Source organism: Neobacillus sp. S1115 (genome assembly GCF_055385565.1).
This window is the reverse complement of record NZ_AP038275.1, coordinates 3,848,447-3,864,855: the sequence shown is the minus strand read 5'-3', so window position 1 is coordinate 3,864,855 and position 16,409 is coordinate 3,848,447. Positions and strand designations below refer to the sequence as shown.

Sequence of the window (16,409 nt, the reverse complement as noted above, 5' to 3'; positions counted from 1 at the left end):
TAGGGAGTTATTATAGTAGGAGGGTGGCCTTAATGGCAAGCCAATTTGAATAAAAAAATTTAACGATGCAAAGTAAAATTTAAAAAAAGGTGTGATAGATGATGATTAAAGGGATTAATCACAAAGCATTTCATGTAGTAAATATGGAACGTTCATTGGATTTTTATTGCAATAAGCTCGGTTTTAAGAAAGCGTTTGAATTGAATCAACCAAATGGTGAACCGTGGATTGTATATGTAAAGGTGGCAGAGGGGTGTTTCATTGAATTGTTTTATGGGGGTGTCGAGGGTGTTAGAGACAGAGCGGAACATATATGTTTTGAGGTGGATGACATTAACGAAACGGCAGACCAATTGAAGAAAAAGGGAGTACATTTAGCAGAAGAAATTTCACAAGGAAGAGCTTTGAACTACCAATTCTGGGTAATAGATCCCGATGGAAACTGGCTTGAGTTTATGGAAATGCATCCAGAATCACTACATATGAGATCCTAATAAAGGAAAGAGCTTACCTATCCTTATTTAGCCCCAGGCGTCATCCATTTAAGTGAATGCCGCCTGATTTTTAATTACATACAGCCTTTATAAATGAAGAATTTTCACCATAAGTAAAGAGATGGAAGAGGACGCTTGTTCCCCAGTAATCCCACACCCCGTTTTAATACGAAATGTTCGTTTTCCCCATCTCGCAACGATGTTCATTCTCATTGTTTTATATTAAAGTGTTGGTTAATTGTTTGACATGTACTGAGGAGGGCGGCCGCCAATTTCTCTTCATTGCCATAAAAACGAATAGATGGAAGAGGGATCGAGATAGAGCATAAATTTCCCATGCGGTCAAAAATAGCTGCTCCCACTGCACAAATGCCACGAATGTGCTCTTCTCTGGCAAAAGCAACACCCTCTTGACGGATAACTTTTAACTCCTTTAACAGTTCATCCCGGGTCGTAATTGTATGATCATTGTACTTTTGCAGGTGTTCCGGTAACATTTTTTCAACCTCAGCAATAGGCAAGGAGGCCAGTATTGCCTTTCCGTTCGCCGTACAATGTAATGGAAAAGATACACCGGGTTGTGAAGTCGCTTGCAATGGATGCGGAGCGACAATTTGATCCACAAAAAACACCTTCCCATTATTTAATATTGAGAGATCTACTGTTTCATTGATTTGAGAAGATAGTTGAATTAAAAATGGCCTGATTTCTTCTTTTAAATCACTATGGACCGCGGCTGCAAGCATCGCGATCTCAGGTCCAAGACAGAAACCGCCGTGAACAGAGGCGGCTGCAACATATCTTTCCTCCTCCAGGGCAGTTACGATTCTTTGAACCGTTGACCGAGCAAGGCCCACTTCTTTGGCAATTTGGGAAAGGCTTAACCCTTTTGGATGTTCTTTAAGAGCCCTTAGTATTTTTGCCGCGCGAGAGATGACTTGAACACTAGATGGTTTCGTTTGCTCCTGTTTATCGTTGTTCAAAAGTATAAACTCCTTTCAGAATCAATCCATTCTATTATAACGAAAATTCGTAATCCATCAGTAAAAAAAGGTAAAAAAATTGTCTCAGATAAAGTCATTCCTTGGATTCGATACTTTTTATTGACATGTGCTTTAAAAATTTCCTATACTAAAGATATCCACTTAACAGTACAAGTGTACCACAATGTGGTCATTCTTTAAAAATGTTATTAAAAAAATGTAATCAAGGATCGTTTCCATTTGCAACAGTGAAACCTGTAAAAATTAAAATTTATAACAAATGAAGGAGAAAACTGCCATGAAATTTGGAAAAGTTCGTTGGGGAATTATTGGATGCGGTGATGTGACGGAAGTGAAGAGTGGACCGGCATTTCAGAAAATAAAAAATTCAGAGTTGGTGGCCGTTATGCGGAGAACGGGAGAACTAGCGAAAGATTATGCGGAAAGACACAATGTGCCAAAATGGTACGATGATGCCGAAGCACTTATTAATGATCCAGATGTCGATGCCGTCTATATTGCTACACCACCGAGTTCACATAAAGAATTTACCATTAAAGTGGCAAAGGCAGGTAAACCTGTTTATGTAGAAAAGCCAATGGCGCTTAATTTTTCTGAATGCAATGAAATGATTGCTGCTTGCAAGGAGGCTGGCGTTCCTTTATATGTATCATACTACCGCAGGGCGCTGCCTCGATTTGTTAAAATAAAAGAGTTATTGGAAAATAAGGCGATTGGTGACGTTCGTTTCGTATCAATAACTCAGTATCAAAAAGCTTCGGAAGACGTGTTGGATTCACAAAATTCCCCATGGAGAGTTCAACCTGAAATTTCCGGAGGGGGGCTGTTATTTGATTTAGCCAGTCATACCCTTGATTTATTAGATTTTCTACTTGGGCCTATAAAGGATGTGCAAGGTTTTGCTTCAAATCAAGCAGGTAATTATCGTGCAGAAGATATTTATACAGGTACCTATCGATTTGAATCTGGAATTTACGGCATAGGAATTTGGTGTTTTTCTGCTTTTGAAGATGTGGATGTGAATGAAATCGTCGGCAGTAAAGGAAAAATTACCTTTTCCACTTTTGGAAATGAGCCGATTGTTTTGACAACGGCTAGTGGGACAGAGCATTGGAGTTTTGAAATGCCGCAGCACGTTCACCAACCTCTTATAGAAACGATTGTGGCTGACTTAACAGAAGATAGCGGCCAGTGTCTAAGTACTGGAGAGACCGGTGCTAGAACAAACTGGGTCATGGGTGAAATAAGATAACTGAGAACAATACATCTTATTTTTTACTAAGCGACCCATCCTGAGGATTAGCGTTTTTTATTTCTGTATACGGTTAAACAATGCTAAAAAAGGACTAAATTGTAACTATTTTTTTAAAATACTACAATGAACTATAATTGATAAATGTGTACCGCATTGTGGTTGATTATTACGATTATATAAATGTTAATAAATATGATTACAGAAAGTAATTGGTTAGTTAGTCTGAAGGAGAGCAGTTAAAATGAAAAAGGAATTCGGGTTTGCAATAGTCGGATCAGGGCTAATCAGTACCACGCATTATGAGCAAATTTCAGAGATTGAAGGAGCAAAAGTGGTTGCAGTATACTCCCGTAAGGAGGATAAGGCAAAATCACTTGCGGAAAAGGCCGGTGCAGATTGGTATACAGATTATCAAGAAATGCTTAAGAGAAAAGATATTGATATTGTATCGATTATTACACCAAGCGGCACTCATGCTGACATGGCGATAGAGGCTGCACGGGCAGGAAAGCATGTAATCGTTGAAAAACCAATGGATATTTCCCTTGAGAAGGCACAGCAAATGATCAATGTATGCCGTGAGCATCATGTTAAATTAAGTGTTATTTCTCAACATCGCTTTGATTCATCAACTTTGAAGATTAAAACGGATATTGATTCAGGACGATTCGGAAAAATGGTGCTAGGGCAAGCGGCTGTGAATTGGTATCGTCCTCAAAGCTACTATGATACTAGTAAGTGGCGGGGAACATGGGAAATGAATGGAGGCGGCGTATTAATCAATCAGGCCATTCATACGATAGATTTATTTCAGTACTTTATGGGAGAGGTGGAAAGTGTATATGCACATACAGCTATATTAGCTCATGAAGGAATTGAAGTGGAGGATGTGGCCGTTGCCACGGTAAAATTTAAACATGGCGGGTTAGGAACCATTGTGGGAACTACAGCTGCATATCCTGGTCTGTCAGCCCGCTTGGAGATAATCGGAACAAATGGTACAGCCGTGATTGAGAATGACCAATTACTGAAGCATTATCTGCGTAATCCAAATAATGAAGCGGAAGTCCTCAACTTAGCTGCCGTCGAAAATCATAATGGAAGAGATCGAAATTATGCTTCTGTAGACCCTGCAGCCCTTGATGGTGCTTCCCATCGTTTTCAGTTTATCGATATGATGAATGCGATTCAGGAAAATAGAGAACCACTTGTGAATGGTGAAGAAGGAATAAAACCACTAAAAATTATTTTAGCTATTTATCAATCCGCACGGACAGGTCAACCTGTAGATGTTAAATATTAATAACTAATATAGATAAAAAGAAAGGAGCTTGGATTAGCTCCTTTCTCTATAGCCAATTTTACCGTTATTTCTTCAAATTGTTTTGCAATATTACAATCCCCTTCGTATATTAGACAAATAAAAAATATGAAGTAACTAGTGCCTGATTTCTCCTTTTAACACGGAGGAATTAGGCTTTTTTTATTGTTTTCCATAACCTTAAAAAATCTAAATTAATTCCAATGGCCATATTCAGTGTTAGTTTTGGAACTCTTATGTTTCAAAGATGAAACATCAAATGAATAGTCTTAAAAAAATCTTACCATTTTGTGAGGAATATGCAGAATTTGCTGGGTTTTATTAAGAAATTTAAGGTTGGCACGATTTTTGCAAGTATATAAGCAAAGACCTTAATTTCAAATAGAGAGGAGTAATCGAATGGCTTCACAGAAAAGTTTAGAGGCTCTTTTTCAACCCAAGAGTATCGCGATTATCGGGGCAAGTCCTGACAGCAATAAATTGGGCGGGAGACCCTTAAATTATTTACAAAGAAATGGCTATAAAGGCCAAATTTTTCCGATAAATCCAAATTACAACGAAATAGCTGGTTTGAAGTGCTATTCCAGCCTTTTAGACATTGGAGAAGAAATCGATTTAGCGATAGTTTCACTGCCCAGCAAATTGGTCGTCAACGTATTAAAACAATGTGCTGAAAAAGGGGTAAAGGCAGCAGTTATCTTTAGCTCCGGCTTTTCGGAAATCGGTGAAGAGGGAAGGAAACTGCAAGAAGAAATGACGGCGATTTCCAAGAAGAGCGGTATTAGGATACTGGGACCCAATACACTTGGAATGTTTAACCTTAAGTCTGGGGTATTCGCTACCTTTTCAACCATCTTGGAAAAGCAAACGCCCCTTAAAGGCAATATAGGTTTTGTCAGCCAAAGCGGGGCATTTGGTTCTCACGTTTTTACGCTGGCACGGCAAAATTTTATCGGTTTTAGCCATTTTGTTGCAACTGGAAATGAATGCGATATCGATGTGGCGGATTGTATTGAATTCCTTGCGGAAGATCCGGATACAGATGTAATCGCCTGCTATATGGAAGGCATTAAAGATGGAAATAAGTTGATCAATGCCTTTAAATTGGCAGCGGAAAAGAAAAAGCCAGTCATTGCCTTTAAAGTTGGAAAAACGAATGCAGGTCAGCGGGCGGCCCTCTCCCATACAGGTTCCTTAGCTGGATCAGATCAAGTGTTTAATGCTATTGCCAAACAATATGGAGTATACCGTGCCGAAACGATTGAAGAATTTATCGATGCAGCCTACGCTTGCTCCATGCTTCCGCTCCCAAAAGGAGATAAAACGGCTATTTTTACAGTCTCGGGGGGAGTTGGCATTCTGTTAGCTGACCAATTGACGGAAGCATCGTTAACTGTACCGGAGCCTTCCATTGAAGTGCAGCAGCAGCTTAGTGATCTTCTTCCGATTGCCGGTGTGAAAAATCCGATTGATACAACCGCACAATTAAATACTAGGCAAGACTTATTGCAAGATTTTATGGAAATTGTTCTTTCCAGCGGAGAGTACGACTCTGCCATCGTTTTCCTAGCCTTTAGCGGACTGTATCCGGAACATGCACAAAACCACATCCGATCCGTTTCTAACATTGCCAAAAAGTATAAAGAAACTCCGATTATCACTGTTTCGCTTAATTCGGAGGATTCGAAAAAATCGTTTATGGAAAACCGGTTAGCCGTCATCGAGGATCCTTCCCGGGCGGTAAATGCCATGAAGGCTCTTAAATATTTCAGCCAATTCTATAAGGAAGAATCCGAGACTGCTAGAATGGACGGAATGAATGGACTGTCATTTGACAATCTTCCTTCCGTGCTGACAGAACATAAAAGTAAAGAAATACTTAAACAAATCGGAATTCCTATCACGAAAGAACAACTTGCTGCAACACTTGCAGAGGCAAAAATAATGGCAAGAGAAATAGGGTATCCTGTTGCCCTTAAAGGGATGTCTCCGCAAATCTTGCATAAGAGTGACAAAGGGCTCGTCCAACTAAACATAACGAACGAAGAAGAACTCGAAGAGAAATTTAACTTTATTAAGCAGCAAATAAGCCAAGTTGAAAATGCAGTTTTCGAAGGTATTCTAGTCCAGGAAATGCTGTCAAAGGATTCTGTGGAAATGTTCATCGGAGCGAATCAGGACCCTGTTTTCGGGCAGATGATTCTCGTCGGTTTAGGCGGAATTCATATAGAGGTGTACAAAGATGCAGTTATGCGAAAGGCTCCTATTTCTGAGGAAACCGCGGAAGAAATGCTGGGTGAACTTCGCAGCAAGGCCTTATTAAAAGGTTTTCGCGGGTCAGCACCTCGGGATCTGAAAGCATTGAGCAGAGTAGTTGCAAAGTTCAGCCAATTCATCTCCACCCATGATGAGATTGAGGAAATCGATCTAAATCCAATCATGGTACATGCAGAAGGGGAGGGCGTAACCGTTGCGGATGCCCTGATCACTTTAAAGAAGAAATCACTTTCAAATATTCAATAATAATAGATTATAAATTTAGGAGTGAAAGAACATGGATTTTACAATTCCAGAGGAAACACAAGAAATTATTAAAGGGTTAAAACAATTTATTGAAAAGGTAGTATTACCACTAGAAAAGGAAAATCATGAGCTTTTATACAATGAACGGAACTACTACACGGAAGATGGACGCCACCACCCTAAAGTGGAGGAATTACGGAAGATTGTTCGGATGGAATCGGCCAAAGCGGGCTATTATACGATGTTTGGTGCAGAAGAGCTTGGCGGAGAACAACTCGGGCCAATGACAGCATTGCTCGTCCAAGAGGCAATTAATATTTCGTATCCATTCAATAAATTGGTTGATCCAATCGTCATCCCGTCACCATTTACCAACGGTTTATCACCAATTTTAACCGGCTTAAAAGAGGAATTGAAAGAGAGATATTTAGATGGAATCCGTTCTGGGGAAAAAACTCTTTGCTTTGGTTTAACGGAACCGGATGCAGGATCAGATGTATGGAGCATTAAAACGAATGCCGTAAAAGAAGGAAATGAATGGGTCATCAACGGCAGCAAACAATGGATTACAAATGCTGCCCACGCTGATTATTGTATGCTGTTTGCCGTGACAAATCCGGACTTGAAAGCGCAAAGAAAAGGCGGCATTACCTGCTTCTTCGTTGAAACAGGATCAGAAGGGTTCTCAGTAGATTCAGTAATTCCGGTCATGGGCGAGCTGGGAGGAGAGGCATGTATTATTAGCATCGATAATCTCCGAGTGCCAGATGAAAACGTCATTGGGGAAGTGGACTTTGGCTTCTCAATCGCCATAAATGGAATTAACACTGGAAGACTTGGTATGAGTGGAAAATGTATCGGTTCAGCACAATGGGCTTTAAAGAAGGCAGTTGAGTATGCAGAAATTCGCAAAACCTTTGGAAAGCCAATTAAAGAACATCAAATGATTCAAGCCATGCTTGCAGAATCTGCTATGGATATTTATGCAGCCAGAAATATGGCCCTTAACTGTGCCTGGAAGATTGAAAATAGTAAAAAACAACCTCGTAAGGAAATTTCAATGGTAAAGGCTTTTTGTACGGAAATGATGGGACGCGTTTATGATCGGGCCATGCAAATCCATGGTGGGGTAGGGATTTCCAATGAACTTGGATTAGAGCAGGGATACCGCCTGGCAAGGATTGTAAGAATTCCAGATGGCACCTCAGAAATCCACCGCCGAACTATTGCAAAAAGTTTACTAAGCGGAGATTTAGCATTCTAATCGTTTTTTGGACAGATTGGGACATTCACCGATAAAAAAATCAATTTAGGGAGTTTGCTATGAAAAATGAATTGGTTCTTCGTGAAGAAGAATGGATGAAAAATAATCGGTTTCGGGATTTAATCGGTCTTCAAATTGAGGATATTGGTGATGGAACCGCAACTTTATCCTTGGCAGTACAGGACCAATTGCTGCAAGGGGCAGGAATGGTTCACGGCGGTGTGATTACTACATTAATAGATTCGGTCATTGGTTCGGCAGTAAGGAGCGAAATGCCTGATCATATGATTAGTTTAACCGCGGAGCTAAACATCAACTTTTTTCGGCCGGCCACACAAGGAAGAATTTTTGCGGAAGGCAGAGTCATTAACAGAGGCAAACAGCTGGCAGTAGGGGTCGGAGATATCAAGGACGAAAATGGAAAATTGCTGGCTACTGGCAGGGCGACGTATGTTTTAAAAGAAATCACAAAGAAATGAATGGTCAACTATTAAAAAGAAAGATTGGTGAATCTATATGGAAGAACAATTAGTCCTCATTGAGAAAAAAGGAAGAATTGCCTACGTAATTTTAAATCGACCGGAAAAATTAAACGCACTAAGCAGGGAGCTGTTCCAAGCCTTCGACAAGGCCCTTGACGAGCTTGAAAAAGACCAGGATATCAGTGTGTTAATCATAAAAGGAAATGGCAGGGCTTTCAGCGTAGGCTACGACGTTGGAAAATACAGGGAGCCAAGCGTCACGGAGGACAGAGATTACTTGGAAGAATGCACAAGGCGCTGGATTAGACTTTGGGAATATCCGAAGCCGGTCATTGCGCAGGTTCAAGGATTTGCTTTAGCGGGCGGAACCCAAATGCTGGCTTGCTGCGATATTGTCATCACTGATAAGAAGGCCCAATTTGGTTTCCCATCCCTGCCTCTTGGTGGTGGATTTGTCGGCATCTATTGGGGCTGGCATGTTGGACCGCAGCGTGCAAAAATGTTAGACCTGACTGCAGGGAGCCGGATAAGTGGAGAAAAAGCTGTGCAATACGGGTTTGCAGCAGAGTGTTTTGATGCAGATTGTCTCGAGGAAGAAACGCTTAAAATAGCAAGAGGCATTGCTAGAACTCCGGCAGATGTACTGAAGCTGAAGAAAATGGCCCATAATCGGATTATGGATTTACAAGGGTTCCGTACCGGTTTGATGTATGGACCCGAACAAGATGCGATTATCCATACTGCTGAAGGTATCAAGCTAATGTACCGTAAAATCAATGAACTAGGCTTAAAAGGCACAATTGAATGGTTTAACAGCCAGGAAGTGTAACAAGAAATATATTTAAAAAATAGCAGTCTATTAAACATTGGGGGATTAAGTGCTTCGAGCATTTTTCTCCCCAAAAAGCCAATAAAACAGGGAGGGATGTTTATGATGGAGACGCGGCTGACAATTGACAAACTTCTGTACAGGGCAGAAAAGTACTTTTCGAAGAAAGAAGTTATTTCTAGAACTGAAAAAGGCATTGTCCGCTTAACCTATGAGGAATTTGCTAAAAGAACCCGTTCTTTAGCAAGTGTCTTGCAAATGCTAGGAGTAAAAAAAGGTGACCGGGTGGGGACATTTGCCTGGAATGATCACCGGCACTTGGAGGCGTATTTTGCCATTCCAAGTATGGGAGCAGTGTTGCATACAATCAATATCAGGCTTTCTCCCGATCATCTGGCATATATCATCAACAATGCCGAAGATAAGATCCTGCTTGTCGATAAAGGGCTTTTTCCGTTAATTGAGAGCATAATCGATAAAATTCCTACAGTAAAGGCGATTATCATCATGTCGGAAGACGGTGAGCTTTCCCAATCTTCGGAAAAACCTCTCTATAACTATGAATCGATCATTGCAACCGGTGATAATAGTTTCTCTTTTCCAGATGATATAGACGAAAATGACGCTGCTGGACTGTGTTACACTTCGGCAACGACCGGAAATCCAAAGGGTGTATTATCTACTCATCGAAGTATCGTATTGCATAGCTTAATGCTCGGTCTTACAGATACGATGGGACTGTCTGAAGAAGATCTGGCGATGCATGTAGTACCAATGTTTCACGTAAACGCATGGGGATTTCCTTTTGCATCCGTATGGTTTGGCACAACCCAAATATTGCCGGGTCCAAACTTTACTTCGCAAATACTCTTGCAATTGATAGAGTCTGAACGTGTAACATTAACGGCGGGTGTACCGACTGTCTGGATCGGGGTTCTAAATGAATTAAACAGAAAGAGTTATGATTTATCCAGCCTGCGTTATATCCTATGCGGCGGGTCGGCGCCACCGAAAGGGATTATTACCACATTTATGGAAAAATACAATGTGCCAGTCATGCATGCTTACGGGATGACTGAAACAGGTCCAGTTGCTACAGTCAGCAAACTAAAAAGCTATCATCAAAATCTATCAACAGAAGAAAAAATCAACCAGCTGACTAAGCAGGGTATACCAGTGCCTTTGATAGATATTAATGTCATAAATGAGTCAGGCGAAGTAAAAATGGACGGAGAAGAGATGGGAGAGGTCCTCTTTAGGGGGCCATGGATTACCGATCATTACTATAGAAAGCCGGAGCAAACGGCAGAGGCGGTAAAGGATGGCTGGCTTTATTCCGGGGATATTGCAACGGTTGATGAGGCAGGGTATATCAAAATAGTAGACAGAACGAAAGATTTGATCAAAAGCGGTGGAGAGTGGATTTCGTCTGTCCAGCTAGAGAATGCGCTTATGACCCACGAAGCTGTATTTGAAGCAGCGGTCATTGCGATTCCCCATCCGAAATGGCAGGAACGGCCTGTAGCTTTTGTCGTTTTACACGATCATTTTAAAGAAAAGGTGACAAGGGATGATTTGCTTGCATATCTAGCACCGCAGTTTGCAAAATGGTGGCTGCCGGACGAGGTTCTAATTATCCAGGAGGTACCGAAAACAGGTGTTGGCAAGTTCCTAAAAAGGAAGCTTCGCGAGGAATATGAGAACTTTTTTGTAAAAGAATAACTTTTGAGTTTCAAATGTTTTAAGCTGTTTCAAAGGTTTCAACATGTTTCAATATGTTTCAATTTTGAAACGTTTTATTTTACAACGTGGCACATAGCAATTATTTGGATGGATAGAATGTTTGTTTTAACAGGAGGCTTTTTCCTGAAATGTATAGAAACTGCAGCGGTTCATGCAGGGTTTAACAGATTAAAAGCGATTATTAATAAAATTGGCACAATATTTGCATTATTAAAAGCAAAGAGAACTTTCCCACTTTAGTAAAGAAGACCCATGCAATTTATTGTAGCTTTTAAAGGGATTTTGTCTGAAAATGTCCAATTGATATGTTTAGAGATTTTCCTATTGTAAGGGTTTTCAGCTGAGCTATCCATTCAGGTGAAAAATGATTAGTTCGAAAGTGGAGGTTTAAATTCTTTATTTATACTAAACAACTAATAAATTTTGAAAGGAATGTTAATATGACAAATCACAAAAATGAAATGAGCTTTGGTCTATTTTTCCTGAATTCAAAATCACCTTTTAAATCGGAAGACGAAGAATTAAGAAACGGTTTGGAGCAAATCAAAGTGGCAGATGAACTTGGCTTCCACAGTGCCTGGATGGCTGAACACAATGCCAGAGACTACGGGGTTGTCACTTCATCAACCGTTTACTTAGCTGCTGCGGCTGCCCAGACAAAAAGAATTAAACTAGGATCTGCCGTAGCCAGATTACCTTTGCACCATCCAATGCAGCTGGCTGAAGAAATGACTTTAGTTGACGTCATCAGTAACGGCCGGCTTTATGTGGGAGTTGGGAAAGGGTATGACAAATTAGAATTTGATGCTTACAATGTGGATTTCGATGAGAGACATGCTAGGTTCGAAGAATCTCTAGATATTTTAAAAGCAGCATTATATAATCCGAGAATTTCTTATTCAGGCAAATTTTATAATTTCAATGATATTCCAATTAATCCAAGGCCAATTCAACAGCCTGGCCCGCCGCTCTTCGTGATGGTTTCTGGAAATGACGCCTCCATTATCAATGCTGCAAAAGATGGCTACTCGTTTGTTTTAGGCGGCATCAAAAACGATGATACTCTCCATAAAATCAATTTGTACCAAGAAACGGCCCTTGCTGCTGGATACTCGGAGGAATACGTAAATGAAGCTATGGCCCGATCAGGCAAGCTCCTTTTCGTTTATGTTGCCGAAACGGATGAACAGGCGTATGAAGAATTTGAAGAGGGATTAATGTGGTATATGTCTGAACGGGATAATCGTCCAGTGTTCGGTGTGGTTCAGAGGGATAAAGTACTTGATTATAATGAATTCCTCAAATCCGAAAACGCGATTGTCGGTTCGCCTGAAAAGGTTCGGAAAGATATTGAGAAATTCCGCGAAGAAACAGGGCTGAATAACATTATTTGTTGGATGAATATCGGCGGTCAGCCTAATGATCGGGTGATTAAATCGATGAATTTGTTCTCCAAAGAGGTAATGCCTTATTTCTGCAATGTAGAAGCTTACCAAAAAATTTAAAGTCGTTGCTGGAATAATTCGCAAAATAGAAGGATGCAGCATGATAGGGGCTGTCGGAAAATTCTTGGTGAAATGATTGGAACCGGCTGGCCCCTTTTTTGAAGCATACAATCTTTCCCTTATTAATGAAGAATGAATAGAAAGGGGATTTGATACTTTGATTGAAAAAATCATTAAATATATCACGGATATTAATAAATGGATTGCTTATGTCGGCCTCTTGCTGATGGTGGCACTTGTCTTTTGTTTTTCTGTATCAAGGACAATCGGCGTTCCCATTATCGGTGATATCGAAATTGTTCAATTTCTTATGGCTGTCATCATCTTTGCATCACTGGCCTTTACGGAATCGGAAAACTCCCACATATCGATCGGGATTTTGACGGAGAAATTGCCTTTATTCCTTCAAAATATATTGGGAATAATCGGGAAATTGATTACATTAGTTTTCAGCCTCCTTGTAATTTGGGTTTTTATTGAAAAGATGGAATATTCAACAACCTCCTTGCTCTTAAAAATTCCTTTATATCCTTTTAAATATTTATTGATTATCGGATTTGCAGCCTGGTGTTTAGAAATCATCAAGAAATTTGCAAATAAAAAATTCATCGACTAAGAAAATTTTCAATGAAGGATTAGATAAAGGAGTGATCTATGTTGTCCATTTCTGCTGTAAGTATTATTGTCATAATCGCGGTTTTTGTCCTGATGTTTCTCCGGGTTCCTATTGCAGTCTCGATGGCCGTTCCGGCATGTTTAGGGATTGCGTATTTAAGAGGATGGGAAACCCTGTTTTCTGTTGTTAATACCAATGTTTGGGAACAAAGCTTTTCTTATACGTTAAGTACAATCCCCCTATTTGTCCTGATGGGACAGTTATTATATTATTCAGACCTGACAACGGAACTGTTTACGGCCTTTCGGAACTGGCTTAACCAATTAAAAGGCGGATTAGGTATTGCCACAGTCGGGGCTTCCGCCATGTTTGCTGCTGCATCCGGTTCCAGCTTGGCCACAACTGGAACGATGGGAGTCATGGCTGCAAAAGAAATGTTAAATGCCGGATATAGCAAAAGCTTAACAGGCGGGTCCATAGCAGCCGGAGGAACACTCGGAATTTTGATTCCACCAAGTACAATGTTTATCGTCTATGGGATGATGACTGAACAATCGATTGGGAAACTGCTAATTGCAGGGATTATTCCCGGGATTTTGTTAACTCTTTTATTTATGTTGGCGATTTCTATCGCAATATTTATCAATCCAAACCATCATGTAAAGACAAAAGATGAGGAAAAGATCAGCTGGAAAGAGAAGTTTAGCTCTTTAAAACCCACTGTTTGGATCGTCGTTTTGTTTATAATTGTTATTGGCGGTATGTACGTCGGATTTTTCAGCGCGACAGAATCTGCCGGAGTTGGTGCTCTTGGTGCATTTGCGATTGGCTTTGCCCGCAAGAAATTAACGAAAGAGAAGATTACGGCTACTGTCTATGAAACGATTAAAACGACAGGATTTATTTTTGCCATCGTCATGGGGGCATTTATCTTAAACTATTTTTTGATGATAACTAGAGTTCCGCAGATGATTTCAGACTTCCTTTTCTCGAGAGATTTATCCGCAGCGGTGATCTTTATCCTTATTATTCTCATGTACATGGTGCTTGGCTGTGTCATGGACTCCCTCTCAATGGTTGTTGTTACGATTCCAATTATACTCCCATTAGTTGAAGCACTTGGGTTTGACTTGATTTGGTTTGGCGTCATTATTGTTTTAGTAGTAGAAATGGCCCTAATCACTCCTCCGGTGGGAATGAACTGTTATGTGTTGAATGGAGTCGTAAAAGAACTGGATTTAGTCAGTATATTTAAAGGTGCCATCATCTTTGTCATTCCGATTATAGTGTTAATAGCATTACTGTATATTTTCCCTGAAATAGCCTTGTTCTTGCCGACCTCAGTTAAATAGTTTCTTTTTATTCAGAATGTTTTGATTACAAGTTGTATAATAAATGTTGTAGTCAAAAATTAGATGAAATTTGGCAAAGTTAAGGGGAATCTTGGGAGGATAGAAAATGGCAAGACTTATTATATCAGGCTCAGCGCCATTGGATGACCTAATCAAAAGGGCAATAGAAAAGAAAAATAAGTCAATAAAAGGGCTCGTCATAGAATCAATGGAAGGTCAGTGTATACTTGATAACAAGAATATCATCACGAATGAAGATGTTGTTATTTGTGGTTCAGCAATTTACAAAGTTTTTAAAGACCAAAATGATCGAGGGCAATTCGTTCCTATCAGGCTGCAAGTCAACGATTTCCTAGATGCTATTCAAAAAGGATGCCAATACAGCAATGAAGTCAATCTAATCAATTTTAATGATTATATAATTGATAGAAAAATAGACCAATTTGAATCGCTATTTCAAGTCAAGATTCATCAATATACGTACGAAACATGGGAAGAAGCCGAGGCAATCATCGCACAGCTTAAGGAAAATCGCCAGTCTGTCGTAATTGGTGCGGGGTTGATTACCGGACTTGCGAAAGAAAATGGAATGCATGGAATTGTCTGGTTCGGTGAAGAAAGCATTAATCTGGCGGTTGATATTGCTTTAGGTATTTTAAATGCCCGTTTTGAAGAAAAAAGAAATTCTCAAAGAGAAAATTATATCATGGAGAATTTTAATGAAGGTGTAATTATCTCCAGCGATACGGGACATATCGTCAATGTCAACCGCAAAGCTACTACTCTCCTTGGAATTGAGGAAAAGGAACTGCGTGGATTACATGTAAAAGAAATTCTTGTTGACACAAAAGGTATTGGTAATACTGAATGGAAAAAGGGGATAAAGGAACAAATTGTCTCCTATAAAGACAAGAATTTCTTGCTGAGTACATTTCCGATTGTTGTAGACCAACATTTTGATGGGATGGTTGGTATTTTTTCTGATATTAATGCCGTTCAAGAAAGCGGAAACAGGATTAGACGAAAAATGTATAGCAAACCCAATACTGCTGAATACCAATTTGAAGACATCGTTGGTGCAAGCCAAGGAATAGTAACGACAATCAAAAAGGCAATCAAATTTTCCAGGACTGATTCGAATGTTTTAATTCTTGGTGAAAGCGGTACAGGGAAGGAATTGTTTGCCCAAAGCATCCATAATAAAAGCTACAGGAAGGACCAACCTTTTATTGCCATCAACTGTGCTGCAGTACCTGATAACCTGCTTGAATCTGAATTCTTCGGATATATCGAAGGGGCGTTTACGGGAGCAAAAAAAGGGGGAAAACCAGGACTCTTTGAAAAAGCCCATAATGGGACTGTGTTTTTAGATGAGATTGGAGAAATTCCTTTAAGCATGCAGGCGAAGCTTCTTAGGGTTCTCCAAGAGAAAGTGGTCATGCGTGTTGGCAGCACGACCCCCATTCCTGTTAATGTCAGGGTTATTTCAGCAACAAATGTAAATTTGATCGACAAGGTAAAAAATAATGAATTTCGTACGGATTTATATTATCGAATTGCTGTCCTAAATTTGTATCTTCCGCCATTAAGGAACAGGTTATCTGACCTTGAACCTTTGGTGAAGTTCTTTACAACGAAACACTATCCGCAGTTTGCTCAATTAATCAATGAAAATAGTAAAGAGATCGCTTATATATTGTCTCAGCATAAGTGGCAGGGGAATATAAGAGAATTGGAAAATACTTTGGAAAGAATGTTTGCTTACTTAGAACATCCTTTTATGGTAACAAGGAAAGAATTGCTGCGAAATCTCCGTGAAGCAATAGAGGAAAATAGTATTGTTCTTCAAGAAGAAATGGGGGAACAAGATACATTTCAAGATGTAATCAAACAAGTGGAAAAAAAGCAAATCTATGAAGCTCTAAATGCAGCTAATGGAAGCAAGATCGAGGCAGCAAAATTATTAGGCATCAGCCGCAGTACTTTATGGAGGAAACTGAATCAGCCAGATTAATATGTGT

14 protein-coding genes are annotated in these 16,409 nt (G+C 39.9%); 13 read left to right on the top strand and 1 reads right to left on the bottom strand.

The window, feature by feature from the left end; all coding sequences use genetic code 11:
• Nucleotides 1–101 precede the first annotated feature (101 nt).
• Nucleotides 102–494 carry a VOC family protein gene (locus tag ACZ5B7_RS18610; RefSeq protein ID WP_464494526.1) on the top strand — a complete coding sequence of 131 codons (393 nt, stop codon included), beginning with the start codon at nt 102–104 and terminating at the stop codon, nt 492–494.
• 209 nt (nt 495–703) lie between these two features.
• Here the strand turns inward: ACZ5B7_RS18610 and ACZ5B7_RS18605 are convergent, their stop codons facing one another.
• Nucleotides 704–1,477 (bottom strand): IclR family transcriptional regulator, encoded by a 774-nt coding sequence (locus ACZ5B7_RS18605; RefSeq protein WP_464490521.1) that lies wholly within the window; start codon nt 1,475–1,477, stop codon nt 704–706.
• 298 nt (nt 1,478–1,775) lie between these two features.
• On the opposite strand from ACZ5B7_RS18605, the gene ACZ5B7_RS18600 reads away from it, so the two are divergent.
• From ACZ5B7_RS18600 to ACZ5B7_RS18545, 12 genes are all read left to right on the top strand, one after another.
• Complete coding sequence (locus ACZ5B7_RS18600; RefSeq protein WP_464490520.1) at nt 1,776–2,750, top strand: Gfo/Idh/MocA family protein; 975 nt, start codon at nt 1,776–1,778, stop codon at nt 2,748–2,750.
• 244 nt (nt 2,751–2,994) lie between these two features.
• A complete protein-coding gene (locus tag ACZ5B7_RS18595; RefSeq protein WP_464490519.1) occupies nt 2,995–4,056 on the top strand; it encodes a Gfo/Idh/MocA family protein in 1,062 nt (353 codons plus the stop codon).
• A gap of 417 nt (nt 4,057–4,473) precedes the next feature.
• Nucleotides 4,474–6,597, top strand: a complete 2,124-nt coding sequence (locus ACZ5B7_RS18590) for an acetate--CoA ligase family protein (RefSeq protein WP_464490518.1) — start codon at nt 4,474–4,476, stop codon at nt 6,595–6,597.
• A gap of 31 nt (nt 6,598–6,628) precedes the next feature.
• A complete protein-coding gene (locus ACZ5B7_RS18585) occupies nt 6,629–7,861 on the top strand; it encodes an acyl-CoA dehydrogenase family protein (RefSeq protein ID WP_464490517.1) in 1,233 nt (410 codons plus the stop codon).
• Nucleotides 7,862–7,920: 59 nt separating this feature from the next.
• On the top strand, nt 7,921–8,340 hold the full coding sequence (locus ACZ5B7_RS18580) for a PaaI family thioesterase (RefSeq protein WP_464490516.1): 420 nt from the start codon (nt 7,921–7,923) through the stop codon (nt 8,338–8,340).
• Between the two features lie 37 nt (nt 8,341–8,377).
• The gene (locus ACZ5B7_RS18575) at nt 8,378–9,172 is read left to right on the top strand and encodes an enoyl-CoA hydratase/isomerase family protein (protein WP_464490515.1); all 795 of its coding nucleotides are present in this window, start codon (nt 8,378–8,380) and stop codon (nt 9,170–9,172) included.
• Between the two features lie 102 nt (nt 9,173–9,274).
• Nucleotides 9,275–10,894, top strand: a complete 1,620-nt coding sequence (locus ACZ5B7_RS18570; RefSeq protein WP_464490514.1) for a long-chain fatty acid--CoA ligase — start codon at nt 9,275–9,277, stop codon at nt 10,892–10,894.
• A gap of 117 nt (nt 10,895–11,011) precedes the next feature.
• On the top strand, nt 11,012–11,155 hold the full coding sequence (locus tag ACZ5B7_RS18565) for a hypothetical protein (protein ID WP_464490513.1): 144 nt from the start codon (nt 11,012–11,014) through the stop codon (nt 11,153–11,155).
• Nucleotides 11,156–11,355: 200 nt separating this feature from the next.
• Nucleotides 11,356–12,420 carry an LLM class flavin-dependent oxidoreductase gene (locus ACZ5B7_RS18560; protein WP_464490512.1) on the top strand — a complete coding sequence of 355 codons (1,065 nt, stop codon included), beginning with the start codon at nt 11,356–11,358 and terminating at the stop codon, nt 12,418–12,420.
• Between the two features lie 157 nt (nt 12,421–12,577).
• Complete coding sequence (locus ACZ5B7_RS18555; protein ID WP_423798410.1) at nt 12,578–13,036, top strand: TRAP transporter small permease; 459 nt, start codon at nt 12,578–12,580, stop codon at nt 13,034–13,036.
• A 38-nt stretch (nt 13,037–13,074) separates the two neighbouring features.
• Nucleotides 13,075–14,388, top strand: coding sequence for a TRAP transporter large permease (locus tag ACZ5B7_RS18550; protein WP_464490511.1), 1,314 nt, complete (start codon nt 13,075–13,077; stop codon nt 14,386–14,388).
• Between the two features lie 106 nt (nt 14,389–14,494).
• Entirely contained in the window at nt 14,495–16,402 is a 1,908-nt protein-coding gene (locus ACZ5B7_RS18545; RefSeq protein WP_464490510.1) for a sigma 54-interacting transcriptional regulator, read from the top strand.
• Nucleotides 16,403–16,409 lie beyond the last annotated feature (7 nt).

Excerpts from the sequence above, each read along its gene's own strand:
- ACZ5B7_RS18560 (WP_464490512.1), top strand. The coding sequence starts at position 11,356 with ATGACAAATCACAAAAATGAAATGAGCTTTGGTCTATTTTTCCTGAAT.
- ACZ5B7_RS18570 (WP_464490514.1), top strand. The coding sequence starts at position 9,275 with ATGATGGAGACGCGGCTGACAATTGACAAACTTCTGTACAGGGCAGAA.
- ACZ5B7_RS18565 (WP_464490513.1), top strand. The coding sequence starts at position 11,012 with ATGTTTGTTTTAACAGGAGGCTTTTTCCTGAAATGTATAGAAACTGCA.
- ACZ5B7_RS18575 (WP_464490515.1), top strand. The coding sequence starts at position 8,378 with ATGGAAGAACAATTAGTCCTCATTGAGAAAAAAGGAAGAATTGCCTAC.
- ACZ5B7_RS18580 (WP_464490516.1), top strand. The coding sequence starts at position 7,921 with ATGAAAAATGAATTGGTTCTTCGTGAAGAAGAATGGATGAAAAATAAT.
- ACZ5B7_RS18610 (WP_464494526.1), top strand. The coding sequence starts at position 102 with ATGATTAAAGGGATTAATCACAAAGCATTTCATGTAGTAAATATGGAA.
- ACZ5B7_RS18585 (WP_464490517.1), top strand. The coding sequence starts at position 6,629 with ATGGATTTTACAATTCCAGAGGAAACACAAGAAATTATTAAAGGGTTA.
- ACZ5B7_RS18595 (WP_464490519.1), top strand. The coding sequence starts at position 2,995 with ATGAAAAAGGAATTCGGGTTTGCAATAGTCGGATCAGGGCTAATCAGT.
- ACZ5B7_RS18600 (WP_464490520.1), top strand. The coding sequence starts at position 1,776 with ATGAAATTTGGAAAAGTTCGTTGGGGAATTATTGGATGCGGTGATGTG.
- ACZ5B7_RS18590 (WP_464490518.1), top strand. The coding sequence starts at position 4,474 with ATGGCTTCACAGAAAAGTTTAGAGGCTCTTTTTCAACCCAAGAGTATC.
- ACZ5B7_RS18545 (WP_464490510.1), top strand. The coding sequence starts at position 14,495 with ATGGCAAGACTTATTATATCAGGCTCAGCGCCATTGGATGACCTAATC.
- ACZ5B7_RS18550 (WP_464490511.1), top strand. The coding sequence starts at position 13,075 with ATGTTGTCCATTTCTGCTGTAAGTATTATTGTCATAATCGCGGTTTTT.